Source organism: Mycobacterium sp. 852014-50255_SCH5639931, assembly GCF_001665605.1.
GTDB classification, from domain to species: domain Bacteria; phylum Actinomycetota; class Actinomycetes; order Mycobacteriales; family Mycobacteriaceae; genus Mycobacterium; species Mycobacterium paraffinicum.
In genome coordinates this window covers 363,358-389,240 of sequence record NZ_LZSV01000002.1, presented here as the reverse complement: position 1 = coordinate 389,240, position 25,883 = coordinate 363,358, and the positions used below count along the sequence as shown (strand labels likewise).

The following is a 25,883-nucleotide window of genomic DNA, read 5'->3' as shown; positions in this document are numbered from 1 at the left end:
GTCACTCGTGTCGCGGTAGCCACATAGCGGGCCGCCACTCGGGGCGGTCAGGCCCAGCTGGCGTGCCCGCCCCGGACCAGGGTCGAGGTCACCGATCCGGACACCTCTTCGGCCGTGATGGCCATCAGCAGATGGTCCCGCCACGCCTTGTCCACCTCGAGGTAGCGCTGCAACAGCCCCTCCTGGCGGAACCCGACTTTCGCCAATACGGCCCGGCTGGCGGCGTTTTCGGGCCGCACCGTGGCCTCCACGCGGTGCAACATCACCGGGCCGAAGCAATGGTCCAGGCCCAGCGCCAACGCCGCCGTGGCCACCCCGCCACCGGTCGCCGACCGCGGCACCCAGTAGCCGATCCACGCCGACCGCAGCGCCCCATGGGTGACGTTGCCGATGGTCAGCTGGCCACAGAACTGCCCATTGAGCTCGATGACGTAGGGCAACATGCGGCCCGCACGAGCCTCGGCCCGCAGGCCGGAGCACAGCGCCGGCCACGCGGCGACCGTGTGCCGGGTCGTCCAGTCGCCCTCCGCGCTGGGCTCCCACGGCTCGAGGTGCGCGCGGTCGGCCAACCGGATGCGGCTCCACTGGGCGCCGTCGCGCATCCGCACCGCCCGCAACCGGACCACCCCCGCCGGGACGCGCAACGGCCCGACGTCCAGCGGCCAACCCGGATGACGGGCGTTGGTACGCAACAGGTTCACGAGCGCGCGGAGTCGTTGCACTTAACCGCGCTGAGCCAAGAAGGCGACGTCGACGATCTCGCCGGTGCGGATTTGTTCGGCGCCGCTGGGCACCACCACGAGGCAGTTCGCTTCGGCGAGGGTGGCCAGCAGGTGCGAGGACGCCCCCGGGGCCCCGCCCAGCGCCTGCACCAGATATTCACCGGTCTCCTGGTCGCGCATCAGCTGGCCGCGCAGGTAGCCCTTGCGCCCGGCAACCGACGTGATCGGCGACAAGGTGCGGGCTTGCACGATCCGGCGCATCGGCTGGCGCTTGCCCAGGGAAAGCCGGATCAGCGGCCGCACCATCACCTCGAAGACCACCAGGGCGCTGACCGGGTTGGCGGGCAGCAGGAAGGTCGGGACACCGTCGCGGCCCAGCTGCCCGAATCCCTGGACGGACCCGGGATGCATCGCGACGCGGACGACTTCCATCTCCCCGAGCTCGGAGAGGACCGACCGCACCGGCTCGGCCGCCGCGCCCCCGACGCCACCGGCGATCACCACCACCTCCGCCCGGTTGATCTGGCCCTCGATGACTTCGCGGAATTCGCCGGGGTCGCCGCTGACGATGCCGATGCGGTTGACCTCCGCGCCGGCATCGCGGGCTGCCGCCGCCAACGCGTAGGAATTGACGTCGTACACCTGGCCGTTGCCGGGGGTGCGCGAGATGTCGACCAGTTCGCCGCCGACGGCCACCACCGTCACCCGCGGCCGCGGATGCACCAGCACCCGTTCGCGCCCGACCGCCGCCAGCAGGCCGACCTGGGCCGCGCCGATGACCGTGCCGGCACGCACCGCGACGTCACCGGGCTGCACATCGTCCCCGGTGCGGCGCACGTACGCGCCGGATGGCGCCCCGCGCAGTATCCGCACCCGCGAGCTGCCGCCATCGGTCCAGCGCAACGGGATGACGGCGTCGGCCAGCGTGGGTAGCGGGGCCCCGGTGTGGACGCGGGCGGCCTGGCGGGGCTGCAGGCGGCTGGGCGTGCGCGCACCGGCCTCGACGGTTCCCATCACGGGCAGGACCAGGCCCTCGCGCCGGTCTTCGTCGAGCTCCGCATCGCCGGGCGGCTCACCCAGACTGTCGGCGCCCACTTCGCCGATGCCCAGCACGTCGACGCTGCGCACCGCGTAACCGTCGATCGCGGCCTGATCGAACCCGGGCATGGGGCGCTCGGTGACTACTTCCTCGGCGCACATCAGCCCCTGCGCCTCGGCGATGGCCACCCGGATCGGCCGCGGAGCCACCGCGGCGGCCGTTATCCGGGCCTGCTGCTCCTCCACAGAACGCACAGCGCGCCTCTCTGCCCTAGACGGGCGCCTTCTTGGGGCGGGCGCATCGGCCGGCTACTTCTCGGCCAGGCCTAACCGCGCCACCAACCATCGCCGCAAATCCGGGCCGTAGTCGTCACGATCCAATGCAAAGTCAACCGCAGCCTTGAGGTAGCCGCCGGGATTTCCCAAGTCGTGTCGGGATCCGTGATGCACGACGACATGCACGGGGTGGCCCTCCGAAATGAGCAGGGCGATCGCATCGGTCAGCTGCACTTCGCCGCCCACCCCACGGTCGACGCGGCGCAACGCGTCGAAGACGGCGCGGTCGAGCACGTAGCGGCCCGCCGCGGCCAACATCGACGGGGCGTCCTCGCGCTTGGGCTTCTCGACCATGCCGTTGACCTTCAGCACGTCGGGGTTGTCGTCGCCGGGCACCGGCTCGACATCGAAAACACCGTAGGCGCTGATCTCCTCGGGCGTCACCTCGATGGCGCACAACACCGTGCCGCCGTGGTCCGCCCGCACCTTCGCCATCGTCTCCAGCACGCCGGTCGGCAGCACCAGGTCGTCGGGCAGCAGCACCATCACGGCGTCGTCGTCGGACGTCAGCGCGGGCTCCACGCAGCTGATGGCGTGCCCCAGGCCCAGCGGCTCGGCCTGCACCACGGACTCGACCTTGATCAGCTGCGGCGCGCGACGCACCTTGTCGAGCATCGCCTTCTTGCCGCGGGCCTCCAGCGTGCCCTCAAGGACCAGGTCCTCGACGAAGTGCGCGACGACGCCGTCCTTGCCCGCGGAGGTGATGATCACCAGGCGGTCGGCGCCCGCCTCAGCCGCCTCGGCGGCGACCAGCTCGATGCCCGGGGTATCGACGACCGGCAGCAGCTCCTTGGGAACCGTTTTCGTCGCGGGCAGGAAGCGGGTACCAAGACCGGCAGCGGGCACGATCGCCGTGTGTGGGACCACCACTTTTGGGCTTGACATTGTTCACACGATAACCCGAACACGGTTTGCCGAGTCGATGTGGCGCGGCCGAACACCCGGCTGCAATGGTTGAGGCATGGCGACCACCGGCAAGGCCGTGTTGCGGGGACAGTTGCAGGCGGCCCGGCGCCGCGTTGCCGACGCCGTTCGGGCCGACGAGGCGCGCATGTTGTGCGAGCGACTGGAGGCCGCGGAAAACTTCGTGAGCAGCGGCAGCACGGTCTGCGCATACGTGCCGGTCGGCGCCGAGCCCGGCTCGATCGACATGGTGGACGTGTTGCGGCGGCTGGCCGGGCGGGTGCTGCTGCCGGTTGCGCGCACCACCGCCGACAACGCGCCGCTGCCGTTGCGCTGGGGCGAATACCGGCCCGGCACGTTGACATCGGCGCGGTGGGGATTGCTGGAGCCTCCGGAGCCGTGGCTGCCGGCATCGGCGATCGCGGAGGCGACCCTGATCCTGGTGCCGTCGCTGGCCGTCGACCGCTCCGGGGTGCGGTTAGGCCGGGGTCGTGGTTTCTACGACCGCTCCCTGCCCGGCCGCGACCCCCACGCCCGGCTGATCGCGCTCGTGCGCGACGCGGAGTTGGTGGACGAGTTGCCTGCCGACCCGCACGACATACCGATGACCGATGCGCTCACGCCGCGGGTAGGACTGATACCACTCAATCTGGGGTAACAGATCGGGAATGAGCGGCGTCACGTGGCGGTTCTAGCACTTGAGACGCTAGAGTGCTAACAGACTTTGCAATCATCCGGAGGTTTTTGTGCCGACTTACAGCTATCAGTGCACCGAGTGCGACGATCGCTTCGACATCGTGCAGGCCTTCACCGACGATGCGCTGACCACCTGCAAGAGCTGCTCCGGGCGGCTGCGTAAGCGCTTCAACTCCGTGGGCGTGGTGTTCAAGGGCAGCGGCTTCTACCGCACCGACAGCCGCGACTCCGGCAAGAAGTCCACGAGTTCTACCAACGGGTCCTCGTCGAGCGACTCCGGGTCGACCTCGGGATCCGCTGACAAGTCCGGATCGAGCGAGAAATCCGGCTCGGGCGAGAAGTCGAGCAGCGCCTCCACGGCGTCCGCCGCCGCTGCCTCGAACTAACGGGTTATCCACAAACGCATTTGCCGCCGGCATGCGCCGTGACCGCGTTGCGCTTACGTTCGCGGCGTGGGCGAATCATCGCTGAATCCAAGCCTGTTCGGCCGCCTCTTGATGCTGCGTCCGGATTGGACCAAGACCGTGCTGGCGCGGCGTGTCGCCGCCGGCGGGCTCGTCGTGCTGGCCGCCCTGGCGGCGTTGCGCTCCGACCCGGCCGGTGACTATGCCGAGGTGGTGGTGGCCGATCACGACCTGCGGCCGGGTGCCGCGCTGACCCCCGCCGACGTTCGTCTCGAAAAACGTTTGGCCTCAACCGTTCCCGATGGGTCACTGGCCGACGTCAGCGCCGTGGCCGGTTCGACGTTGGCCGGCCCGGCGAGGCGCGGCGAGGTGCTCACCGATGTTCGGCTATTGGGTAGCCGGCTGGCCGAAGCCGCGATCGCGTCGAAGGCGGGGCCCGGCGCCCGCATCGTGCCGCTACGGCTGGCGGACGGCGCCCTGATCGACCTCGTCCGCGTCGGCGACGTCGTCGACGTGCTGGCCGCACCGACAACCGGCTCACCGGAGACTCCCCAGGCCGCTCCGAAGGTGGTGGCCACCGACGCCGTCGTGGTGCTCGTGTCGGCCAAGCCAAAGGTCCAGGGCGCGGACGGTGACCGCGTAGTGTTAGTTGCGCTGCCGGCCCGCGTGGCGAACACGGTGGCGGGCTCGGCGCTGGGTCAGGCGGTGACCCTCACCCTGCACTGAGTGCCTCGCCGCCGTCGGCTACGCACCCGACAGCAAACTCTGTCCAATCCCAGGAAGGACATCTCAATGTTCAAAGGGTTCAAGGAGTTTCTCTCGCGGGGCAACATCGTCGACCTGGCCGTCGCGGTGGTCATCGGTACTGCCTTCACCGCACTGGTCACGAAGTTCACCGACAGCATCATCGCGCCGCTGATCAACCGGATCGGCGTCAAACAGCAATCCAACGTCGGCGCCTTGAAGATCAGCATCGGCGGCGGCCAGACCATCGACCTGAACATCCTGCTGTCGGCCGCGATCAACTTCGTGCTCATCGCCGCGGTCGTTTACTTCTTCGTCGTGCTGCCGTACAACACGCTGCGTAAGCGCGGTGAGGTCGAGCAGGCGGACGACGCCCAGGTCGTTCTGCTCACCGAAATCCGGGACCTGCTCGCCCAGACCAACGGAGATTCGTCGGGCAAGCACGGCGGCACGACCACAACGCCCCCACCCGAGCACGGCCCGCGCGCCGACGCCGAGTCACAGACCTAAGCGGTCAGATCTCCAGGCTCGACAGCTGCCCGATGATTTGAGCGGCCAGCGGGTTCAGCGTCGCCATTCCGTCGCGCACCGCGTACCGGGAACCGGCCAGGTTCACCACCAAAGTGCTTCCGGACACCCCGGCCAGGCCGCGTGACAGTCCGGCGTCGATGATCCCCGCGGACAGCCCCGAGCCCCGAACGGCTTCGGCAATGCCGAGGATTTCCCGGTCCAGGATTTCGCGGGTGGCCTCCGGGGTGACGTCGCGCGGCGTGACACCCGTACCGCCGACGGAGACCACCAGGTCCACGCCGCCAATCACCGCGGTGTTGAGCGCGTTGCGAATCTCGACCTCGTCCGCCGCGACCGCAACCACACCGTCGACGACGAATCCGGCCTCGGTCAGCAGTTCGGTTACCAGCGGCCCGCTGTGGTCCTCGTCCCCGTGGGCGGTGCGATCGTCGACCACCACGACCAGGGCCCGGCCGACTACCAACTCCGCACCCGTTTCCATGGGTGCCACGGTATAACCGAGCTCCGACAATCCCGCCGCCGAGGGTTCTTCGACTCGCATTACTGATCCGCCTTCCCCAGGGTCACCGGCACGGTACGGCTGCCACCAGCGGGATCCTGGAAGGTCAGCGAGATCTTGTCGCCGGGCGCCTTGGACCGCACGGCCGCGACCAGGGCGTCAGCGCTGCTGATCGGACGATCGTCGACCTTGGTGACGACCACATTCTTGGGCACGCCGGCGCTCGAGGCCGCACCCCCCGGCACGACGTCGACGACCTTGGCGCCCGGGGAGCCCTTGTCGTTCGTCACCTGCACGCCGAGCGAGGCGTGGGACGCCTTGCCGCTGCTGATCAGCTCGTCGGCGATGCGCTTGGCCTGATCGACCGGGATCGCGAAGCCGAGCCCGATCGAACCGCTCTGGGCATCCGGCGAGTCGGCACCCAGGGTGGCGATGGCCGAGTTCACGCCCACCAGCTGGCCGTTCATGTTGACCAGCGCGCCGCCGGAGTTACCCGGGTTGATGGCGGCGTCGGTCTGGATCGCGTCGAGCACGGTGTTCTGGTTGCCCGACTCACCCGTGGTGGACACCGGCCGATTCAGCGCACTGACGATCCCGGTGGTCACCGTGCCCGACAGACCGAGCGGCGACCCGATGGCCACCACCGGTTGGCCGACGCGGAGGTCCGATGAGGAGCCCAGGGAGATCGGGGTGAGGCCGGAGACGCCCTGCACGCGGATCACGGCGATGTCGCTGGTGGGATCGGCGCCCAGGACCGTGAAGGGTGCGGTGCGGCCGTCGGCGAAGGTCACCGTGGTCTTGGGGGCCGGACCGCCGGGTCCGCCACCGGGGCCTCCGGGCGGGCCGCCGGGGGGAGCCGCGGGGCCCTTCGGCGGCCCCGCGGCCGCCGCGACAACGTGGTTGTTGGTCAGGATCAGCCCGTCGGCGGAAAGGATGATGCCGGAGCCCTCTTCGGACTGGCGGCCCAGATCCGTCTCCAGCATGACGACGCTGGGCACCACCTTGGAGGCGACCTGTTCGACGCTGCCCGGCGGCATGTTCGCCGCCGGGACGGTGGGCGCGCCGATGACGCTGCGCCCATTGCCGCTGGTGGTGTGCGTGCCCAGCTCGACGGCCGTCGCCGCGGCCCCGCCGATGCCCGCCGACACCACCGCGATGGCCAATGCGCCTACGGTCAACAGTCCTGCGCGGGACCGCTTTTGGGGGCCCGGCGGCAGCATCGGCGGCATCATGCCGGGAATCGGTCCGGTCCCGGTGGCCCCGGGCAGGGGGCCTGCCCCGGTTCCCCCCGGCGTCCGGCCCGGACCGGTGCCGTTGTACGGGTCGTAGGGCTGCCGGAATTGGTGGGTCTGCGATTGATGCCGCCAGTCGAATGGCTGGCTATACGGCTGCTGATGCCCCTGGCCGTAAGCAGAGGTCCCCGGGTGGGTCGGGGTGGGCGCAGGCTGATTCGGCGCGGGACGATATCCCGGCTGCTGCGGCGGTGGCGAATACCTCGGGTCATTCGTCATGTCGCTAGGTCGCACTTCCTCTATCTCAGTATCGGCTCGTCGGCTCGACTGGGTTCTTCAACAGTAGCTGCAGACCTACCTTGCCCGCGCGGACTGAGAGTCCACTGAGATAACGTTCGCGGGTTCCCGAGAGTTCGACCGGGCCCCGGCCGCGGGGACCGTGGCGTCGGTGCCGGACTCTTCCTCGGAATTACCCGCGGCGGGTGTCGGATACCGCGACGGGGGCATCCGCCGACCGGGCAGCAGCACATAAAACGAGGTTCCCGGCGGCTGTCCGCCGGGCACGGTGTCCTCGACACGAAGCAATCCACCGTGATTCAGCACGACCTTTTTGACGATCGCCAGACCAAGCCCCGAGCCGGGCATGGCGCGTGCGGTCGTTGAACGGTAGAACCGCTCGAACACCAGCCGGCGTTCGTGCGGCGGAATGCCGGGCCCGTGGTCGGACACCACCAACTCTGCGTGCGACGCGTCGAGTTGTCGCATGGTGATGCCGACACGCCCGCCCGGTGGGCTCCACTTGGCCGCGTTGTCCAAGAGGTTGAGCACCGCGCGTGACAGCCCCGCGGCGTCGCCGTACATCTGCCAGGGCGTGATGTCGACGTTGAAGTGAATGTCGTTGCGGCGCCGCCTGACTCGCTCCAGGCTGCGATCGACCACCTCGGACATGTCGACCGGTTCGTGCACCACCTGACCGGCATCGTCCCGAGTGAGGTCCACCAGATCGCCCACCAGCGTGGACAATTCCTCGATCTGCGCCAGTACGTCGGCGCGGAGCTCGACCATCTCCTGGTCGGGCAGCCGCGGCGCCCCGGGTTCCATCGATGCCATCAGCAGCTCGACGTTGGTGCGCAGCGACGTCAGCGGGGTGCGCAATTCGTGTCCGGCGTCGGTGACCAGCCGCGCCTGCCGCTCGCGGGACTCGGCCAGCGCCCGCAGCATCAAGTTGAATGCCTCGGTGAGCCTGGCTAATTCGTCGCTACCGAACACCGGAATGGGCCGCAGGTCGTCGGTGCGCGCCACCCGTTCGGCCGCTTCGGTGAGGCGGGCCACCGGACGTAGCCCCGCCCTGGTGACCATGCCGCCCGCCACCGCGGCGACCGCGACGCCGACGCCGCCGACGATCAACAGCACCCAGCGCAGCTTGGTCATCACCGCCTCGGTGGGTTTGAGGCTCTTGGAGATCAGCAGCGAACAACCGTTGGGCAGGTGGATGGCAAGGACGCGCTGATCCGAGGCGGTGCGGCGGGACATGAACAGATCACCGCGGATCACCGCCTTTTCCGGCGCGCCGACCGGCAGCGTCTGGCCCGGCTGCTGCGCCGTGTAGATCGAGTGACCCGGGTTCACCAGCATCGCGTTGACGTCCGAATAGGCGGTGCCTTCGATGGCCTTTCCGGGGTCGGCGGCCAGTGAACCGCTCGCGATCAACAGCTGCGCACGGCTTTGCAGCTGGTTGTCGATATCGCTGTACAGCGCAGCCGAAATCACCGCATACACGGCGAATGCCATCAGCACCACGACCATCGCCACCATCGACATCGCCAGCAGCATGACGCGCCACCGCAGCGACAACGAGCTGGTGGCACGCAGCGGTACGCGTTGCGGTCGTTGGTACCGGATCATCGTTGCAGGTGAGTCGTCACGGCGGCGTCTCCCGAAGGACGTAGCCCACGCCGCGCACCGTGTGGATCAGTCGTGGCTCGCCGTCGGCCTCGGTCTTGCGGCGGAGATAGCCGACGTAGACCTCCAGCGCGTTGCCGGAGGTGGGGAAGTCGAATCCCCACACCTCCTCGAGGATCCGGCTGCGGGTGAGCACGCGGCGCGGATTGGCGATCAACATTTCGAGCAAGGCGAATTCGGTACGCGTCAGGCTGATTTGGCGCTGCCCACGAGTCACTTCCCGGGTCACCGGGTCCAGCGTCAGGTCGGAGAACTGCATGGCCACCGATTCGGCGTCATCGTCATCCGGCTTGGTGCGGCGCAGCAGCGCCCGCATCCGGGCCAACAGCTCCTCCAGGGCGAACGGCTTCGGCAGGTAGTCATCCGCGCCTGCGTCCAACCCGGCGACCCGCTCGGAGACCGAATCGCGGGCGGTGAGCACCAGGATCGGCAGGTCGTCGCCGGTGCTGCGCAGCTGACGGCACACCTCGAGGCCGTCCAGCCGCGGCATCATCACATCGAGCACGAGCGCGTCGGGACGGTCGCTGGCGATCATGTCGAGCGCCTCCAGCCCGTCATGGGCCAACTCGACCGAGTAGCCATTGAAGGAAAGCGACCGACGCAGCGACTCACGCACTGCGCGATCGTCGTCGACGACCAGTATCCGCACGGGCCTAGTGTCGTCCCGACGCCTGAGAGCGGGCTGAGAGGCGCGCCGGGTGTTTGCCGAGATTAACTAACGCCGGTCCAGGTCGATCAGACCGAGACGGGCGGCCTTGAGCAGCCGGCGGGGCACCTTGTGCTTCTGGCCTGCGACCGTCACGCCGACGAGCTCCGTCTTGGTGGCCTTCCACTGCGCGCGACGGCTTCGGGTGTTCGCGCGCGACATCCTGCGCTTGGGTACGGCCATGGTCGGGCCTAACTCCTCGTGTCGGGGGCTTGTCGCGCGGCGTGGCCCATGGGGCCGAACGTGCGACGATTGCCATCAGGATAGTCGGTGGCCTGCTGCTCACCAAAACGACGCCCACCGGCGCCGAGATTGCCGTGATGGCCGTGATCCCGGTGTGTCGACGACCACGACGGCAATCTCGCCGCCGGGGCCGAGTGGGCGTCCTTGACGTGACACCGGCGCGACCCGCTAACCTACCGGTTGGTTGGTTGGTTTGCGCTCACCGGTGAAACGCAGATTGGAGGACTGCATGGCCTCTGCTCCTGGCCCCAACGCTGTCCGGATCGCGAACTGCTCCGGGTTCTACGGCGACCGGCTGTCGGCGATGCGCGAGATGCTCACCGGCGGTGACGTGGACTATCTCACCGGCGACTACCTGGCCGAACTGACCATGCTGATCCTGGGCCGCGACCGCATGAAGCATCCCGAGCGCGGCTACGCCAAGACGTTCCTGACCCAACTCGAGGACTGCCTGGGCGAGGCCCGTGACCGGGGCGTCCGCATCGTTGCCAACGCCGGCGGCCTCAACCCGGCCGGGCTGGCGGACGCGATACGCGCCCTGGCCGAGCGCCTCGGCATCCCGGCGAGGGTCGCCCACGTCGAAGGCGACGACCTGCTGGCGCGCGCCGCGGACCTGGGGCTGGGCACACCCCTGACCGCGAACGCCTACCTGGGCGCCTGGGGCATCGTCGACTGCCTGGGTGAGGGCGCCGACGTGGTCGTCACCGGACGGGTGACCGACGCCTCGGTGATCGTCGGGGCCGCCGCCGCGCACTTCGGCTGGGGCCGCACCGACTACGACCGGCTCGCCGGCGCCGTGGTCGCCGGCCACGTCATCGAGTGCGGCGTGCAGGCCGCCGGCGGCAACTACTCCTTCTTCACGGAGGTGCCCGACCTGACCCACGCCGGCTTCCCGCTGGCCGAGGTCCACGCCGACGGCTCGTCGGTGATCACCAAGCACCCCGGCACCGGCGGGCTGGTCAGCGTCGACACCGTCACCGCGCAGCTGCTCTACGAGATCACCGGCGCGCGCTACGCCAACCCCGACGTCACCGCCCGGATGGACACCGTGGAGCTGTCCGCCGAAGGCCCCGACCGGGTGCGCATCAGCGGCGTGCTCGGCGAACCGCCGCCGCCCACCTACAAGGTGTCGCTGAACAGCATCGGCGGATTCCGCAACTCCATGACCTTCGTGCTGACCGGCCTGGACATCGAGGCCAAGGCCGACCTGGTGCGCCGGCAGCTCGAGGCCGCGCTGACCGTCAAGCCCGCCGAGCTGCAGTGGTCGCTCGCCCGCACCGACCACACCGACGCCGACACCGAGGAAGCCGCCAGCGCGCTCCTGCACTGCGTGGTCCGCGACCCCGATCCCGCGAACGTCGGGCGCCAGTTCTCCTCGGCCGCCGTCGAATTGGCGCTCGCCAGCTATCCCGGTTTTCACGTGACCGCCCCACCCGGCGACGGCCAGGTCTACGGCGTGTTCACCGCCGGCTACGTCGACGCCAACGAGGTGCCGCACGTCGCGGTGCACGCCGACGGCACCCGCACCGACATCCCCTGCGCCACCGACACTTTGGAGTTGGCACCCGCCGATGCCCCGGCGTTGCCCGAGCCGCTTGCCGCCGGGCCGGTGCGCAGGGCGCCGCTTGGCCGCATCGCCGGGGCCCGCAGCGGCGACAAGGGCGGCTCGGCCAACGTCGGAGTCTGGGTCCGCACCGACGACCAGTGGCGCTGGCTGGCCAACACGCTGACCGTCGAGCTGCTCAAGGAGCTGCTGCCCGAAGCGGCGGAGTTCGAGGTCACCCGCCACGTGCTGCCGAACCTGCGCGCGGTCAACTTCGTCATCGACGGCATCCTGGGCCAGGGCGTTGCATATCAGGCCCGTTTCGATCCGCAGGCCAAAGGGCTGGGCGAATGGCTGCGCGGCCGGCATGTCGACATCCCCGAAAGGCTGCTATGAATCTGTGGACGACGCCCGAGCGCGAACAGTTGCGAAAGACGGTGCGCTCCTTCACCGAACGCGAGATCCTGCCACACGCCGACGAGTGGGAGCGTATCGGCGAGTTGCCGCGCGACTTGCACCGGCGCGCCGGGGCGGCCGGCCTGCTGGGCGCGGGCTTCCCCGAGGCGGTCGGCGGCGGCGGTGGTGACGGCGCGGACGCGGTGATCATCTGCGAAGAGGTGCATCAGGCCGGCGCTCCGGGTGGAGTCTTCGCCTCGTTGTTCACCTGCGGCATCGCGGTGCCGCACATGATCGCCTCCGGCGATCAGCGGCTGATCGAGGAGTTCGTGCGGCCGACGTTGGCGGGCGACAAGATCGGCGCGCTCGCCATCACCGAGCCCGGCGGCGGCTCGGACGTCGGGCACCTACGAACCTCGGCGGTGCTCGACGGGGACCATTATGTGGTCAACGGGGCCAAGACCTACATCACCTCGGGCGTCCGCGCCGACTATGTCGTCACCGCGGTGCGCACCGGCGGCGCCGGCGCGGCCGGTGTTTCGTTGCTCGTGATCGAGAAGGGCACACCGGGTTTCGAGGTGAGCCGCAAGCTGGCCAAGATGGGCTGGCGGTCCTCGGACACCGCCGAGCTGTCCTTCGTCGACGCGCGGGTGCCGGCGGCCAACCTGGTCGGCGTCGAGAACAGCGGATTTCTGCAGATCGCGCAGGCGTTCGTCGCCGAGCGCATCGGCCTTGCCGCACAGGCCTATTCGAGCGCACAGCGGTGCCTGGACCTGACGCTGCAGTGGTGCCGCGACCGGGAGACCTTCGGCCGCCCGCTGATCTCGCGGCAATCGGTGCAGAACACGCTGGCCGAGATGGCCCGGCGCATCGACGTCGCCCGGGTCTACTCTCACCACGTGGTCGAGCGTCAGCTGGCCGGCGAGACCAACCTGATCGCCGAGGTGTGTTTTGCCAAGAACACCGCCGTCGAGGCCGGCGAATGGGTGGCCAACCAGGCCGTCCAGCTGTTCGGCGGCATGGGCTACATGGCCGAATCCGAAGTCGAACGCCAGTACCGGGACATGCGGATCCTGGGCATCGGCGGCGGGACGACCGAAATCCTGACCTCACTTGCAGCCAAGACCCTGGGATTCCAGTCATGACGAGCCTCCAGTCCACGCTCGATCCCAACTCCCCCGCCTACGCCGACGCGGCGTCGACGGCAACCTCCAGGCTCGAGGAGATCGACGCCGAACTCGCCAAAGCGCTTGCGGGCGGCGGCCCCAAGTACGTCGAGCGCCACCACGCCCGCGGCAAGCTGACCGCGCGGGAACGCATCGAGCTGCTCGTCGACCCCGACTCCCCGTTCCTGGAGCTCAGCCCGCTAGCCGCGTGGGGCAGCGCGTTCACAGTCGGCGCCAGCACGGTCACCGGGATAGGCGTGGTCTCCGGTGTGGAATGCCTGATCGTCGCCAACGACCCGACGGTCAAGGGCGGCACCAGCAACCCATGGACCCTGAAAAAGATACTGCGGGCCAACCAGATCGCATTCGAGAACCGGCTGCCCGTCATTTCGCTGGTGGAATCCGGCGGGGCGGACCTGCCCACCCAGAAAGAAATCTTCATTCCCGGCGGGCAGATGTTCCGGGACTTGACCCGCCTGTCGGCGGCCGGGATCCCTACAATCGCCCTGGTTTTCGGCAACTCCACCGCCGGTGGCGCCTACATTCCGGGCATGTCCGATCACGTCGTGATGATCAAGGAACGTTCGAAGGTGTTCCTCGCCGGTCCCCCGCTGGTGAAGATGGCCACCGGCGAAGAATCCGACGACGAGTCGCTGGGCGGTGCCGAAATGCACGCCCGCATCTCGGGTTTGGCCGACTACTTCGCCGCCGACGAGCTCGATGCGATCCGCATCGGCCGCCGCATCGTGGCCCGGCTGAACTGGGTCAAGCAGGGTCCGGCACCGGGGCCTGTGACCGAGCCGCTGTTCGACGCCGAGGAGCTCATCGGCATCGTGCCCGCGGACCTGCGCGTCCCGTTCGACCCGCGCGAGGTGATCGCCCGCATCGTGGATGGCTCGGAATTCGATGAATTCAAGGCCATGTACGGCTCGTCGCTGGTGACGGGATGGGCCCGGCTGCACGGCTACCCGTTGGGTATCCTGGCCAACGCGCGCGGGGTCCTGTTCAGCGAGGAATCGCAAAAGGCCACCCAGTTCATTCAGCTGGCCAACCGCTCGAACACTCCACTGTTGTTCCTGCACAACACCACCGGCTACATGGTGGGCAAGGACTACGAAGAAGGCGGGATGATCAAGCACGGATCGATGATGATCAACGCCGTCTCCAACTCAACCGTCCCGCACATCTCGCTGTTGATCGGCGCCTCCTATGGCGCCGGCCATTACGGCATGTGCGGCCGGGCTTACGACCCCCGGTTCCTGTTCGCGTGGCCCAGCGCCAAATCGGCGGTGATGGGTGGCGCCCAGCTTGCGGGCGTCTTGTCCATCGTGGCCCGCGCCGCCGCCGAGGCCCGCGGCCAGCAGGTCGACGAGGAAGCAGACGCCGCGATGCGCGCGGCGGTCGAAGGGCAGATCGAGGCCGAGTCACTGCCGCTGGTGTTGTCCGGAATGCTTTACGACGACGGCGTGATCGACCCGCGCGACACCCGCACGGTGCTGGGAATGTGTTTGTCCGCCATCGCCAATGGCCCGATCGAGGGGACGTCGAACTTCGGCGTCTTCCGGATGTGAGTCCCATGGTCACTCGAGTGCTGGTCACCAACCGAGGCGAGATCGCCCGGCGGGTGTTCGCCACCTGCCGCCGACTGGGCCTGGGCACGGTCGCCGTCTACACCGACCCCGACGCCGCCTCGCCGCACGTGGCCGAGGCCGACGCGCAGGTGCGGTTGTCCAAGACCAACGACTATCTGAACGCCGAGGCGATCATCGCCGCGGCCCGCGCGGCGGGTGCCGACGCGGTGCATCCCGGCTACGGGTTCCTCTCGGAGAACGCCGATTTCGCCGCCGCCGTGCAGGGCGCTGGCCTGACGTGGGTCGGGCCGCCGGTGGACGCGGTACGGGCGATGGGTTCCAAGATCGAGGCCAAGAAACTGATGGCCGCCGCCGGGGTTCCGGTGCTCGACGAACTCGACCCCGACGCGGTCACCGAGGCGCAGCTGCCCGTCCTGGTCAAGGCATCCGCGGGCGGCGGCGGCCGCGGGATGCGGGTGGTCCGCGAATTGTCCTCTCTCGCCGGCGAAGTCGAGGCGGCCCGGCGCGAGGCGCAGTCGGCGTTCGGTGACCCGACCGTCTTCTGCGAGCGCTACCTGCCGACCGGGCATCACATCGAGGTTCAGGTCATGGCCGACACCCACGGCACCGTCTGGGCCGTCGGGGAACGGGAATGCTCGATTCAGCGCCGGCATCAGAAGGTCATCGAGGAGGCCCCCTCGCCGCTGGTGGAGCGCACCCCGGGCATGCGGGCCAAGCTGTTCGAAGCGGCGCGGCTGGCGGCGAGCGCGATCGGTTACACCGGCGCCGGGACGGTGGAGTTCCTCGCCGACGACGACGGAGAGTTCTACTTCCTGGAGATGAACACCAGGCTGCAGGTCGAGCATCCGGTGACCGAGGAGACCACCGGGCTCGACCTCGTCGAACTGCAGCTCATGATCGCCGAGGGCGGCCGGCTCGATGCCGAACCCCCCGCCGCCCAGGGGCATTCGATCGAGGCCCGGCTCTACGCCGAGGACCCGGCACGCGGCTGGCAACCCCAGGCCGGCGTGATGCACAGGATCGACGTACCGGCGGTTCGGACCGAGTTCGCCTCACTCGGCCACCGGACCGGAATCCGCCTCGATTCGGGCATCCTCGACGGTTTCACGGTGTCGATCCACTACGACCCGATGCTGGCCAAGGTCATCTCCTACGCCCCGACCCGCCGGCAGGCGGCGCTGGTGCTCGCCGACGCGCTGGCCCGCGCCGGCCTGCATGGCGTGCGCACCAACCGTGAGCTGCTGGTCAACGTGCTGCGGCACCCCGCATTCCTCGAGGGTGCCACCGACACAGCGTTTTTCGACACGCACGGCCTGGACAAGCTATCGGCGCCGCTGGCCGACGCCGCGGTCGTCCGGCTGTCCGCGATCGCCGCCGCGCTGGCCGAGGCGGCCCATAATCGCGCGGCGGCGCGCGTCCTCGGAGCCGTCCCCAGCGGCTGGCGAAACCTGACGTCCGGCTATCAGGTCAAGACCTATCGCGACGACAGTGACACCGAGCAAAACGTCGAATACCGGTTCACCAGAACCGGATTGACACTGCCGAATGACGCGGCGGTGCAGCTGGTTTCCGCCGCGGCGGATCGGGTCACCCTCGCGGACGACGGGGTGGCGCACACCTTCGCGGTCGCGCGATACGGTGACGACGTTTACGTCGACTCGGCGCGCGGCCCCGTTCACCTGGTCGCGCTGCCGCGGTTCCCGGAGCCGGGTTCGACCGTCGAAAAGGGTTCCCTGGTAGCGCCCATGCCCGGCAACGTCATCCGCCTCGCCGCAGCGGTCGGCGACACCGTCACCGCCGGGCAGCCACTGATCTGGCTGGAGGCGATGAAGATGGAACACACCATCACCGCACCCTCCGACGGAGTGCTCGCCGAGCTCAACGTCGATACCGGTCAGCAAGTCGAGGTGGGCGCCGTCCTGGCAAGGGTGGAAGCGCCCCAAGCAGAAGGAGATTCGTAAATGACCGACACCAGCTTCATCGAGAGCGAGGAGCGGCAGGCCCTGCGTAAGTCGGTCGCCGCATGGGCCGCCAACTACGGCAGCGAGTACTACCTCAAGAAGGCGCGCGCGCACGAGCACACCGACGAATTGTGGTCGGAGGCGGGCAAGCTCGGCTTCCTCGGGGTGAACCTGCCCGAGGAATACGGCGGTGGCGGCGCCGGCATGTACGAGCTGTCACTGGTGATGGAGGAAATGGCGGCGGCGGGCAGCGCGTTGCTGCTGATGGTCGTGTCGCCGGCGATCAACGGCACCATCATCAGCAAGTTCGGCACCGAAGAACAGAAGAAGCGCTGGATTCCCGGCATCGCCGACGGAACCCTGACCATGGCCTTCGCGATCACCGAGCCGGACGCCGGCTCCAATTCGCACAAGATCACCACCACCGCCCGGCGCGATGGCGGCGACTGGATCCTCAAGGGCCAGAAGGTGTACATCTCCGGTATCGACCAGGCGCAGGCGGTCCTGGTGGTCGGCCGCACCGAGGAGGCCAAGACCGGCAAGCTGCGGCCGGCACTGTTTGTGGTGCCCACCGATGCCCCCGGATTCTCGTATACGCCAATCGAAATGGAGCTGATCAGCCCCGAGCGGCAGTTCCAGGTCTTCCTCGACGACGTCCGGCTGCCGGCCGACGCGCTGGTCGGTTCCGAGGACGCGGCGATCGCGCAGCTCTTCGCCGGCCTGAACCCCGAGCGAATCATGGGCGCCGCCAGCTCGGTCGGGATGGGACGGTTCGCCCTCGACAGGGCCGCCGACTACGTCAAGACCCGCCAGGTTTGGGGCACGCCGATCGGTGCGCACCAAGGGCTCTCGCACCCGTTGGCCCAGTGCCACATCGAGGTGCAGCTGGCCAAGTTGATGATGCAGAAGGCCGCCGCCCTCTACGACAGCGGCGATGACGCGGGCGCGGCCGAGGCCGCCAACATGGCTAAATACGCTGCGGCCGAGGCGGCTACCCGTTCGGTCGACCAGGCGGTGCAGTCGATGGGCGGCAACGGGTTGACCAAGGAGTACGGTGTCGCCGCCATGCTCGCCTCGGCCCGGCTCGGGCGGATCGCCCCGGTGAGCCGGGAAATGGTGCTCAACTTCGTGGCGCAGACGTCGCTGGGCCTGCCCCGAAGCTACTGATGGAAACGCTGGTCGAATACGCAGGGCCCGCCGATACCGGCGGCCCGTTCGCGCGGCTGACGCTGAACTCGCCCCACAACCGCAACGCGCTCTCGACCGCGTTGGTCACCCAACTGCACCAGGGCCTGCGCGAGGCGCAGGCGGATCCGGCGGTGCGAGCGGTGGTGCTCGGTCACACCGGCGGCACGTTCTGCGCCGGTGCCGATTTGAGCGAGGCCGCCGGGGGCGACCCCTTCGACATGGCGGTGGCGCGCGCCCGGGAGATGACCACGCTGCTGAAGGCCATTGTCTCCTCGCCGCTGCCGGTGATCGCCGCCATCGACGGACACGTGCGCGCGGGCGGGTTCGGCTTGGTCGGTGCCTGCGACATCGCCGTCGCGGGCCCCCGCAGCACCTTCGCCCTGACCGAGGCCCGGATCGGCGTCGCACCGGCGATCATCTCGCTGACGCTGCTGCCGAAACTGTCGCCGCGGGCCGCGGCGCGCTACTACCTGACCGGCGAGACATTCGACGCCGGCATAGCGGCGGACATCGGGCTGATCACCATGGCGGCCGAGGACGTCGATGCCGCGGTGGCGAAGCTGCTCGCCGATGTGGGCCGCGGTTCGCCCCAGGGGCTGGCGGCGTCCAAGGCGCTGACCACGGCGGCGGTACTGGAAGGGTTCGACCGCGACGCCGAGCGGCTCGCCGAGGAATCGGCCCGGCTTTTCGTATCCGACGAAGCCCGCGAGGGCATGATGGCGTTTCTGCAGAAGCGCGCCCCGAGCTGGACGAGTTAGCCAGGTGTCAAACAAACGCCGCCGGCCGAACCGGCCGGCGCGGGGCAAGGTTGCAGTTTGACCAATCCTCTTGCGGCAATAGCCGGACGTCGTAGGCTCGTGGGTGATGAGCAACTCTGCGCAACGCGATGCGAAGGACACGCGCGACGAATCGTCGCGCGCTGCCGACACTGATCGCATCCAGCTCGCACAGTTGCTGGCGTACGCGGCCGAGCAGGGCCGGCTGCAGATGAAGGACTACGAAGACCGGTTGACCAGGGCCTATGCGGCGACCACGTACGAGGAGCTGGACCAGCTCCGGGCCGATCTGCCGGGTTCGCCGATCAACCCGCGCCGGGGCGGCAAGCCCAACCCGGCGCCGTCCACTCTGCTGCTGGCCCTGTTGAGCGGCTTCGAGCGGCGGGGCCGGTGGAACGTGCCCAAGAAGCTGACCACCTTCGCGTTGTGGGGCAACGGCGTGGTGGATCTGCGCTACGCCGACTTCACCTCGACCGAGGTCGACATCCATGCGATGTCGATCATGGGGGCGACAAAGATTTTGCTGCCGCCCGAAGTCAACGTCGAGATTCACGGCCGCGGCGTCATGGGCAACTTCGACCGCAGCGTCCTCGGCCAGGGCACCCCCGGCGCACCGAAGGTGAACATCCGCGGCTTCTCCCTGTGGGGTGCCGTCGGCATCATTCGCAAGGCCCGCAGGCCTCGCGGCTAGCGTCAGCCGGGCACGTAGTCGAACTTATCGGGGTTGGGCCCGTTCCTACCCGCTTCACCCTTGTCCAGGGCTGAGATCGCGTCCATGTCGGAATCATCCAACTCGAAGTCGAAGAGCTGGAAGTTCTCTTTGACCCGTTCCGGGGTCACCGACTTGGGGAAGACGATGTCGCCGCGCTGAATGTGCCAGCGCAGCACCACCTGCGCCGCCGATTTGCCCCGCGCCTCGGCGATGCGGTTGATCACCGGATCGTCGAGCACCTTGCCCTGCGCGATCGGTGCCCACGCCTCGGTGGCGATGCCATGCTCGCGCCCATACGCGCGGACCTCTTTGTTCCCGAAGTACGGGTGAAGCTCGATCTGGTTGACCGACGGCACGGTGTCGGTTTCGGTGGCGAGCCGCGCCAGGTGTGCGACTTGGAAATTCGAGACGCCGATGCTGTGGGCGCGCCCGTCGCGGGCGAACTCTTCGAACACCTTCCAGGTCGAGACGAAGTCGCCGTCGTAGAGGGTGGGCAGCGGCCAGTGGATGAGGAACAGGTCGACGTAGTCGGAGTCCAGCGCCTTCAGCGTTCGGTCGAAGGCGCGGCGCGCGTCGTCGGGTTTGTGAAATCCGTTGTTGAGCTTGCTGGTGACGAACACGTCGCCGCGGTCGAGACCGGCGTCGCGGATGCCTTGTCCAACTTCCTTTTCGTTGCCGTACATTTCGGCGGTGTCGATGTGCCGGTAGCCGATGTCGAGCGCCGTCTTGACCGCCGCAGCGGTCTCGTCGGGCTTGATCTGAAACACGCCGAAGCCCAGCTGCGGAATGCCGACACCATCATTGAGTTCGATCGTTGGAACCTTGCTCATGCATCTCCTCCTTCTCGCTCCGTGTACCCGGTCGAGTGAGCAGCTATCCGTTGGGGGCTAGCGGCGGCGGGACCGGAGGTAATCGCCCACCACGGCCGCGCCCAGGCCGTCGAGATCGGGCACCACGACACGCCCCTCGACGCGCCGGGCGACCTGGTCGATGAACCGGGCCAGCCCGGGGTCGCTGCCCAGCCGGAAGATGGTGATCTGCGCGCCGAGGCGGGCCATTTCGTCGAACCCGCGCACGGTGTGGGCGATGGTCCGCGGGTGCGGGGGGTAGTCGAAGAAGACGGTCGAGCCGTCGCCGTCGAAGTCCTCCAGGTGTGCGGTGGGCTCACCATCGGTCACCACCAGCACGACGGGCTGCGCGTTGGGATGCCGCCGTAGGTGACGGCCGGCCAGCGCCAGGGCGTGATGCAGGTTGGTGCCCTGCTCATAGACGCCCTCGAGACCGGTGAGCTCGGCCGCGGTCACCGTCCGGGCGTAGCGGCCAAACGCGATGATTTGCAAGGCATCCGAGCGAAACCGGGTGCACACGAGATGGTTGAGGGCCAGCGCCGTCTGCTTCATCGGCAGCCAACGGTTCTCCATCACCATGGAGAACGAGGTGTCGACCAGCAGCGCCACCGCCGCCCGCGTGCGCGTCTCGGTCTCGGAGACCTCGACGTCGTCGACGGTGATCTTCAGCTGTCCGACGGCGCCGTCCGGCGTGGCCGTTCCCGCCTGCCGCAGTACGGCATTGGTCAGCGTGCGGGAAATGTTCCACGGCTCGGTGTCGCCGAACTGCCACGGCCGGGTGGCGCCGGTGAGTTCGCCGGCCGCTCCCGCGCGCCGATGGTCGCGCTCCCCGCGCCGGCCGGAAAGCTGTTGCGCCACATCGCGTAGCGCCGTCTCGCCGAGCCTGCGCATCGCCTTCGGCGAGAGGCGCCACTGTCCGTCGGAACCCCGGTCCAGGAATCCCTGATTGACTAGTGCGCGCTCCAATTCGGCGAGCGTGCGGGCGTCGACGGCGGCCTGGTCGCCGAGTTGGCGTGCCAGCGCGTCGAGATCGACGTCGTCCATCGTGGCGCCCGGATAGCTTTGCGAGAGCTGCTCGGCCAGCTGCTCGAGCTCGGCGATGTCGGCCAGCGCCTGGGTGCCCTCGCCCATCCCGAAGGGGTTGTCGCCGGAGAACTGTTCGGACCCTGTCCAGTCCTCCCCCGGCCGAGCTGCCTGCAGATGCGCGTCCAGCCGGTTCAGCGCCTGCATCAGCGAGGGTGACCCGAATGCCTGCTGCGCCAAGGCATCCAACTCAGCACGCTGGTCCGGGCTCAGGCTGTTGCGGAAGCGTTGCGCGGCGGCGGCGCGCTTGGCCAGGGAGTCCAACAGCTCGTCGACATTGCGCGGGTTCTCCGGGAAGAACTCGCCGTGCTTGTCCATGAATTCTTCAAAGTCCTGCTGGCTGTCCTCACCGCGGGCATGCTTGTCCAGCAGCTCGTTGAGGTCGTTCAGCATTTCGTTGACGCGCTGGCGGTCCTCGTCGGTGGCGCCCTGGAGCGCCTCCTTCATGCCGGCGAACCGCTGATCCAGCATCTCGCGGCCGAGGAGATCCTTGATCTGGTCGTACTTCTCGCGGGCCTCGTTGCTGCGCCAGTTGTAGTCGGAGAGCTCCTGAACGGCCTTGGCCGGCGACGCCGGCAGGGCGTCGAGCTGCAGTTCGCCGAATCGGGCGTCGTCGTCGAGTGCGCGGGCCAGTTCTTTGCGTTCGGCGAGCACGGCCTCGTCGAGCAGCTTCTTGATCTCCTGCAACGTGCCGTCTAAATTGTTGCGGCGCAACAGTTCCCGTCGGCGCCGGTTCGCCTCGGCCGCCAACCGGTCGGCGCCGGGCATGTCCTTGGTGCCGCGGCGCAGCAACTCGGACAGCGCGCGGCGCGGCGACGTGCCGGCCATGACGTCCTGCCCGATCTGCTCGAGGGCCTCGCGCAGATCCACCGGCGGGGCCAGCGGGTCCGGCCCGCCGGTGTACGCCGAGTATCGCGACGAATGGCCTCTAGCCATAGACGGTTTGGCCCTCCCCGGATACCTTGTCGATCCGCTTGGCCAGGTACAAGGCCTCCAGCGCGAGTTCGAGCGCCGCGGCGCGCTCTCCCTCCGACTGGGCGTTGACCTTGGCGGCGATCTTCTCCACCACCGGCAGGGCCGGAACCGCGGCCAGCACGTCCTTGGCCGACACCCGCTCACCCGTCGTGACCGCCGAGCCGCCCTCGACCGCCGACACCAAAGATCCGACGTCGATCCCGCCGAGCACCCGCGATGCGGTGTCGGCCGTCGCGCGGCGCAGCAGGTGTTCGAGCACGGCCTGCTCGCGGCCTTCCTCGCCGGACTCGAATTCCAGCTTGCCGCGCAGGACGTCGATCACCGTGCCCAGGTCGACCACCCGGGCCACCGGATCGGTCTCCCCCAGCATCGCGCCGCGGTGCCGGGCGGCGGCCGCGACAGTTTCGGCCGCGGCGATCGCGAACCGCGCCGACACCCCGGAGCGTTGGTCGACGGAGTTGGACTCCCGCAGGTACCGGGCGAACCGGGCGATCACCTGCATCAGGTAGTCGGGCACCTGCGCGGACAGGTGCGCCTCCTGCACGATCACGCCCACCTCCGCCTCGAGTTCCAGCGGGTAGTGGGTGCGGATCTCCGCACCGAACCGGTCTTTGAGCGGGGTGATGATGCGGCCGCGGTTGGTGTAGTCCTCGGGGTTGGCGCTGGCGACCACCAATACGTCCAGCGGCAGGCGCAGCGTGTAGCCACGGACCTGAATGTCGCGCTCCTCCATCACGTTGAGCATCGACACCTGGATGCGCTCGGCGAGGTCGGGAAGCTCGTTGACCGCGACGATGCCGCGGTGTGCGCGGGGGATCAGGCCGTAGGCGATGGTTTCCGGGTCCCCGAGGCTGCGGCCCTCCGCAACCTTGATCGGGTCGATGTCACCGACGAGATCCGCGACGCTGGTGTCGGGGGTTGCCAGCTTCTCGGTGTAGCGCTCGCTGCGGTGCTTCCACTCGATCGGCAGGTCGTCGCCCAGGGTGGCGGCCTTGCGGATCGACTCCGGCGTGATCGGCGAATAGGGATGCTCGCCCAGTTCCGCCCCCGCGATCACTGGCGTCCACTCGTCAAGCAGCCCGGTCAGCGCGCGCAGGAGCCTGGTCTTGCCCTGACCACGTTCGCCGAGCAGGACGAAGTCGTGCCCGGCGATGAGCGCCCGCTCCAGTTGGGGTAGGACGGTGTCCTCAAAACCCAGGATTCCCGGCCAGACCTCATCGCCCTCCGCCAACGCGGTCAGCAGGTTTTCCCGGATTTCCTGTTTGACTCCCCGTTCACGATGGCCGGCGGCACGCAGTTCGCCGACGGTGCGGGGCAGATTGCTGGGTGATGGCACCACTCCACGCTACGCGGTGGGTAATGGCCCCACGCGCTGAGCGTTCAGTGAGCGAAGTGCCGAGCCCCGGTGAGGTACAACGTGACGCCGGCGCTGGCCGCCGCCGCGGTCACCTCGTCGTCACGCACCGACCCACCGGGGTGCACGATCGCTTTCACCCCGGCGGCGGTCAGCGTCTCGAGTCCGTCGGGGAACGGAAAGAACGCGTCCGATGCGGCCACGGCGCCGCCGACAGCTCTGACTCGATCGCCGCCGCGCTCGACGGCCAGCCGGGCGGCGTCCACCCGGTTCACCTGTCCCATGCCGACGCCGATGGTCGCGCCGCCGCCGGCGATCACGATGGCGTTCGACTTGACCGCCCGGCACGCCCGCCACGCGAAGACCAGGTCGGTCAGCGTGGCGGGATCGGCGGGTGATCCCGTCGCCAGAGTCCAATTCGCCGGGTTGTCACCGTGCGCGTCGAGCTCGTCACGTTGCTGCACCAGCAGCCCACCGCTGATCGGCCGCAGCTCGGTGCCGCCGGTCAGCGGTTCGGATGCCACCAGCACCCGGATGTTCTTCTTGCGCGTCAAGGCTTCCAAAGCCTCCGGCGCGTACGCCGGCGCGATGATGACCTCGGTGAAGATGGTGCTCACATACTCGGCCATCTCGAGACTAACTTCGGTGTTGGCCGCGATGACGCCGCCGAAGGCGCTCAGCGGATCGCATTCGTGGGCCTTGCGGTGCGCGTCGGCCACCGATTCCGACGAGATGGCGATCCCACATGGGTTGGCGTGCTTGATGATTGCAACGCAGATCTGTTCGTGGTCAAAGGCGGCCCGCCAGGCCGCATCCGCGTCGGTGAAGTTGTTGTACGACATCTCTTTTCCGTGCAGCTGCTCGGCTTGCGCCAGTCCCGGCCAGGCGGCGGGGTCGCTGTAGAGCGCCGCCTGCTGGTGCGGGTTCTCGCCGTAGCGCAGCATCGTCGAGCGGTTCCAGCTGCGCCCCAGCCACTTGGGGAACGCCGTCGGCGGGTGCTCGGGTGCCAGCGTCGACTCCATCCAGCCCGCCACGGCGATGTCGTATTCGGCGGTGTGCTGAAACGCCAGCGCCGCCAGCTTTTTGCGCTCGGCGAGGGTGAAGCCGCCGTGTCGCACGGCGGCGAGCACGCCGTCATAGCCGCGCGGGTCGGTGATCACCGCCACGCTGGGATGGTTTTTTGCGGCCGCGCGGACCATCGACGGCCCACCGATGTCGATCTGCTCGACGCATTCGTCGATGCTGGCGCCGGAGTCGACGGTCTCGCTGAACGGGTACAGGTTGACCACGACGAGTTCGAACGCCGCAACGCCAAGTTTCTCGAGCGCCGCGGCGTGCTCGGGTTTGCGGAGATCGGCGAGCAGGCCGGCATGTACCCGCGGGTGCAGCGTCTTGACCCGCCCGTCGAGCACCTCGGGGAAGCCGGTCAGCTCCTCGACCCGCGTGACCGGAATCCCTTTTTCGGCAACGGTCTTCGCCGTCGACCCGGTCGAGACGATCTCGACGCCCGCGTCCGCCAACCCCGTGGCGAGTTCGACGAGCCCGGTCTTGTCGTAGACGCTGATCAACGCGCGCCGGATCGGCCTTTTCGCCGTCTCCGGCCATTCGTCGGTGCTCATCGCTTGGTCGCCTTTCGTCCGATCGTCGCTGTTCTTCCGACCAGGGTCAGGCCGCCGGTCGCGATCTCGGCCACCACGTCCACCAGGAGCTTCCGTTCGGTGACCTTGATGCGTTCATGCAGGGCGTCTTCGGTGTCGCCGTCGAGCACCGGCACGGATTGCTGCGCCAGGATCGGCCCGGTGTCCGTCCCGGCGTCCACCAGGTGCACCGTACAACCTGTGACCTTGACGCCGTAGGCCAACGCATCGGCCACGCCGTGCGCGCCGGGAAACGCCGGCAACAAAGCCGGATGGGTATTGATGATCCGGCCGTAGAATCGCGAGAGGAACTGGGGCCCAAGTATTTTCATGAAGCCCGCCGACACCACCAGATCGGGCGAGTGCGCGGCGGTGGCTTCGGTGACGGCCGCATCCCAGGCGGCGCGGTCGGGGTGATCGCCGAGCCGGGCGGTGAACGTCGGCAGCGATGCCCTCGCGGCGATCTCGGTGGCCAGGCACTCGCGATCGGCGCCGACCGCGACCACGCGGGCGGGGTAGTCGGCGACGGCGGCGTCGAGCAGGGAGCTCAGCAGCGATCCGGTTCCCGATGCCAGTACCACCACCCGCGCCGGCGCGCTCGGGGGCACATGGAGCGGTTCGGCCACAAGCAGAGAG

24 protein-coding genes are annotated in these 25,883 nt (G+C 68.7%); 11 read left to right on the top strand and 13 right to left on the bottom strand.

What is annotated here, in order from left to right; genetic code table 11:
* Positions 1–47 precede the first annotated feature (47 nt).
* The 3 genes from A5758_RS02375 to A5758_RS02365 are packed head-to-tail and all read right to left on the bottom strand — an operon-like array spanning position 48 to position 2,981.
* Entirely contained in the window at positions 48–701 is a 654-nt protein-coding gene (locus A5758_RS02375; protein ID WP_197503705.1) for a GNAT family N-acetyltransferase, read from the bottom strand.
* A 21-nt stretch (positions 702–722) separates the two neighbouring features.
* Positions 723–2,015 carry a gephyrin-like molybdotransferase Glp gene (gene glp / locus A5758_RS02370; RefSeq protein WP_067200263.1) on the bottom strand — a complete coding sequence of 431 codons (1,293 nt, stop codon included), beginning with the start codon at positions 2,013–2,015 and terminating at the stop codon, positions 723–725.
* Between the two features lie 54 nt (positions 2,016–2,069).
* Positions 2,070–2,981 (bottom strand): UTP--glucose-1-phosphate uridylyltransferase, encoded by a 912-nt coding sequence (locus tag A5758_RS02365; RefSeq protein ID WP_067200261.1) that lies wholly within the window; start codon positions 2,979–2,981, stop codon positions 2,070–2,072.
* Positions 2,982–3,057: 76 nt separating this feature from the next.
* Between A5758_RS02365 and A5758_RS02360 the strand changes: the two genes are divergently transcribed.
* The 4 genes from A5758_RS02360 (at position 3,058) to mscL (ending at position 5,353) form a co-directional block, all read left to right on the top strand.
* Positions 3,058–3,657 carry a 5-formyltetrahydrofolate cyclo-ligase gene (locus tag A5758_RS02360; RefSeq protein WP_067735833.1) on the top strand — a complete coding sequence of 200 codons (600 nt, stop codon included), beginning with the start codon at positions 3,058–3,060 and terminating at the stop codon, positions 3,655–3,657.
* 88 nt (positions 3,658–3,745) lie between these two features.
* Complete coding sequence (locus tag A5758_RS02355) at positions 3,746–4,081, top strand: FmdB family zinc ribbon protein (protein WP_067735830.1); 336 nt, start codon at positions 3,746–3,748, stop codon at positions 4,079–4,081.
* Between the two features lie 66 nt (positions 4,082–4,147).
* A complete protein-coding gene (locus A5758_RS02350) occupies positions 4,148–4,825 on the top strand; it encodes an SAF domain-containing protein (protein ID WP_067200250.1) in 678 nt (225 codons plus the stop codon).
* A gap of 66 nt (positions 4,826–4,891) precedes the next feature.
* Complete coding sequence (mscL, locus tag A5758_RS02345; RefSeq protein WP_067200246.1) at positions 4,892–5,353, top strand: large-conductance mechanosensitive channel protein MscL; 462 nt, start codon at positions 4,892–4,894, stop codon at positions 5,351–5,353.
* A 4-nt stretch (positions 5,354–5,357) separates the two neighbouring features.
* Here mscL and A5758_RS02340 read toward each other — a convergent pair whose 3' ends face one another.
* The 5 genes from A5758_RS02340 to rpmF all read right to left on the bottom strand — a co-directional run bounded on the left by A5758_RS02340 (position 5,358) and on the right by rpmF (position 9,956).
* The gene (locus A5758_RS02340) at positions 5,358–5,915 is read right to left on the bottom strand and encodes a molybdenum cofactor biosynthesis protein B (RefSeq protein WP_067200243.1); all 558 of its coding nucleotides are present in this window, start codon (positions 5,913–5,915) and stop codon (positions 5,358–5,360) included.
* Positions 5,915–7,384, bottom strand: a complete 1,470-nt coding sequence (locus A5758_RS02335; RefSeq protein WP_067735827.1) for a S1C family serine protease — start codon at positions 7,382–7,384, stop codon at positions 5,915–5,917. Before A5758_RS02335 ends, A5758_RS02340 begins: the two co-directional genes overlap by 1 nt.
* A 75-nt stretch (positions 7,385–7,459) precedes the next feature.
* Positions 7,460–9,010 carry a HAMP domain-containing sensor histidine kinase gene (locus tag A5758_RS02330; protein ID WP_067735824.1) on the bottom strand — a complete coding sequence of 517 codons (1,551 nt, stop codon included), beginning with the start codon at positions 9,008–9,010 and terminating at the stop codon, positions 7,460–7,462.
* A 16-nt stretch (positions 9,011–9,026) separates the two neighbouring features.
* Positions 9,027–9,716 (bottom strand): two-component system response regulator MprA, encoded by a 690-nt coding sequence (mprA, locus tag A5758_RS02325; RefSeq protein ID WP_067200233.1) that lies wholly within the window; start codon positions 9,714–9,716, stop codon positions 9,027–9,029.
* A 66-nt stretch (positions 9,717–9,782) separates the two neighbouring features.
* Positions 9,783–9,956 (bottom strand): 50S ribosomal protein L32, encoded by a 174-nt coding sequence (rpmF, locus tag A5758_RS02320; protein ID WP_007168835.1) that lies wholly within the window; start codon positions 9,954–9,956, stop codon positions 9,783–9,785.
* A 289-nt stretch (positions 9,957–10,245) separates the two neighbouring features.
* Here rpmF and A5758_RS02315 point away from each other — a divergent pair, with 289 nt between their 5' ends.
* The 7 genes from A5758_RS02315 to A5758_RS02285 all read left to right on the top strand — a co-directional run bounded on the left by A5758_RS02315 (position 10,246) and on the right by A5758_RS02285 (position 19,329).
* Positions 10,246–11,955: an acyclic terpene utilization AtuA family protein gene (locus A5758_RS02315; RefSeq protein WP_067735821.1), complete on the top strand. Its 1,710-nt coding sequence runs from the start codon at positions 10,246–10,248 to the stop codon at positions 11,953–11,955.
* Positions 11,952–13,100: an acyl-CoA dehydrogenase family protein gene (locus A5758_RS02310; RefSeq protein WP_067735819.1), complete on the top strand. Its 1,149-nt coding sequence runs from the start codon at positions 11,952–11,954 to the stop codon at positions 13,098–13,100. Before A5758_RS02315 ends, A5758_RS02310 begins: the two co-directional genes overlap by 4 nt.
* Positions 13,097–14,692 (top strand): acyl-CoA carboxylase subunit beta, encoded by a 1,596-nt coding sequence (locus A5758_RS02305; protein WP_067735816.1) that lies wholly within the window; start codon positions 13,097–13,099, stop codon positions 14,690–14,692. The genes A5758_RS02310 and A5758_RS02305 overlap by 4 nt, the downstream gene beginning before the upstream one ends.
* A gap of 5 nt (positions 14,693–14,697) precedes the next feature.
* Positions 14,698–16,674, top strand: a complete 1,977-nt coding sequence (locus A5758_RS02300; protein WP_067735812.1) for a biotin carboxylase N-terminal domain-containing protein — start codon at positions 14,698–14,700, stop codon at positions 16,672–16,674.
* Entirely contained in the window at positions 16,675–17,841 is a 1,167-nt protein-coding gene (locus A5758_RS02295) for an acyl-CoA dehydrogenase family protein (protein ID WP_067735809.1), read from the top strand. It abuts the gene before it with no gap.
* Positions 17,841–18,620, top strand: coding sequence for an enoyl-CoA hydratase family protein (locus A5758_RS02290; RefSeq protein WP_067735806.1), 780 nt, complete (start codon positions 17,841–17,843; stop codon positions 18,618–18,620). Before A5758_RS02295 ends, A5758_RS02290 begins: the two co-directional genes overlap by 1 nt.
* A 106-nt stretch (positions 18,621–18,726) precedes the next feature.
* Positions 18,727–19,329, top strand: a complete 603-nt coding sequence (locus A5758_RS02285; RefSeq protein ID WP_067200208.1) for a DUF1707 domain-containing protein — start codon at positions 18,727–18,729, stop codon at positions 19,327–19,329.
* Between the two features lie 2 nt (positions 19,330–19,331).
* Here A5758_RS02285 and A5758_RS02280 read toward each other — a convergent pair whose 3' ends face one another.
* From A5758_RS02280 to purN, 5 genes are read right to left on the bottom strand one after another with little or no spacing between them, the layout of a single operon-like run.
* Complete coding sequence (locus A5758_RS02280; RefSeq protein WP_067735803.1) at positions 19,332–20,180, bottom strand: aldo/keto reductase; 849 nt, start codon at positions 20,178–20,180, stop codon at positions 19,332–19,334.
* Positions 20,181–20,237: 57 nt separating this feature from the next.
* Entirely contained in the window at positions 20,238–22,217 is a 1,980-nt protein-coding gene (locus A5758_RS02275) for a VWA domain-containing protein (RefSeq protein ID WP_067735800.1), read from the bottom strand.
* Complete coding sequence (locus tag A5758_RS02270) at positions 22,210–23,595, bottom strand: ATP-binding protein (protein ID WP_067735797.1); 1,386 nt, start codon at positions 23,593–23,595, stop codon at positions 22,210–22,212. Before A5758_RS02270 ends, A5758_RS02275 begins: the two co-directional genes overlap by 8 nt.
* 41 nt (positions 23,596–23,636) lie before the next feature.
* On the bottom strand, positions 23,637–25,229 hold the full coding sequence (gene purH / locus A5758_RS02265; protein ID WP_067735794.1) for a bifunctional phosphoribosylaminoimidazolecarboxamide formyltransferase/IMP cyclohydrolase: 1,593 nt from the start codon (positions 25,227–25,229) through the stop codon (positions 23,637–23,639).
* On the bottom strand, positions 25,226–25,873 hold the full coding sequence (gene purN / locus A5758_RS02260) for a phosphoribosylglycinamide formyltransferase (RefSeq protein ID WP_067200190.1): 648 nt from the start codon (positions 25,871–25,873) through the stop codon (positions 25,226–25,228). The genes purH and purN overlap by 4 nt, the downstream gene beginning before the upstream one ends.
* Between the last annotated feature and the right edge of the window lie 10 nt (positions 25,874–25,883).

Coding starts and splice junctions, on each gene's coding strand:
- A5758_RS02365 (WP_067200261.1), bottom strand. CDS start 2,981: ATGTCAAGCCCAAAAGTGGTGGTCCCACACACGGCGATCGTGCCCGCT.
- A5758_RS02360 (WP_067735833.1), top strand. CDS start 3,058: ATGGCGACCACCGGCAAGGCCGTGTTGCGGGGACAGTTGCAGGCGGCC.
- mscL (WP_067200246.1), top strand. CDS start 4,892: ATGTTCAAAGGGTTCAAGGAGTTTCTCTCGCGGGGCAACATCGTCGAC.
- A5758_RS02340 (WP_067200243.1), bottom strand. CDS start 5,915: ATGCGAGTCGAAGAACCCTCGGCGGCGGGATTGTCGGAGCTCGGTTAT.
- A5758_RS02335 (WP_067735827.1), bottom strand. CDS start 7,384: ATGACGAATGACCCGAGGTATTCGCCACCGCCGCAGCAGCCGGGATAT.
- A5758_RS02330 (WP_067735824.1), bottom strand. CDS start 9,010: ATGATCCGGTACCAACGACCGCAACGCGTACCGCTGCGTGCCACCAGC.
- rpmF (WP_007168835.1), bottom strand. CDS start 9,956: ATGGCCGTACCCAAGCGCAGGATGTCGCGCGCGAACACCCGAAGCCGT.
- A5758_RS02315 (WP_067735821.1), top strand. CDS start 10,246: ATGGCCTCTGCTCCTGGCCCCAACGCTGTCCGGATCGCGAACTGCTCC.
- A5758_RS02310 (WP_067735819.1), top strand. CDS start 11,952: ATGAATCTGTGGACGACGCCCGAGCGCGAACAGTTGCGAAAGACGGTG.
- A5758_RS02305 (WP_067735816.1), top strand. CDS start 13,097: ATGACGAGCCTCCAGTCCACGCTCGATCCCAACTCCCCCGCCTACGCC.
- A5758_RS02300 (WP_067735812.1), top strand. CDS start 14,698: ATGGTCACTCGAGTGCTGGTCACCAACCGAGGCGAGATCGCCCGGCGG.
- A5758_RS02295 (WP_067735809.1), top strand. CDS start 16,675: ATGACCGACACCAGCTTCATCGAGAGCGAGGAGCGGCAGGCCCTGCGT.
- A5758_RS02290 (WP_067735806.1), top strand. CDS start 17,841: ATGGAAACGCTGGTCGAATACGCAGGGCCCGCCGATACCGGCGGCCCG.
- A5758_RS02285 (WP_067200208.1), top strand. CDS start 18,727: ATGAGCAACTCTGCGCAACGCGATGCGAAGGACACGCGCGACGAATCG.
- A5758_RS02280 (WP_067735803.1), bottom strand. CDS start 20,180: ATGAGCAAGGTTCCAACGATCGAACTCAATGATGGTGTCGGCATTCCG.
- A5758_RS02275 (WP_067735800.1), bottom strand. CDS start 22,217: ATGGCTAGAGGCCATTCGTCGCGATACTCGGCGTACACCGGCGGGCCG.
- purH (WP_067735794.1), bottom strand. CDS start 25,229: ATGAGCACCGACGAATGGCCGGAGACGGCGAAAAGGCCGATCCGGCGC.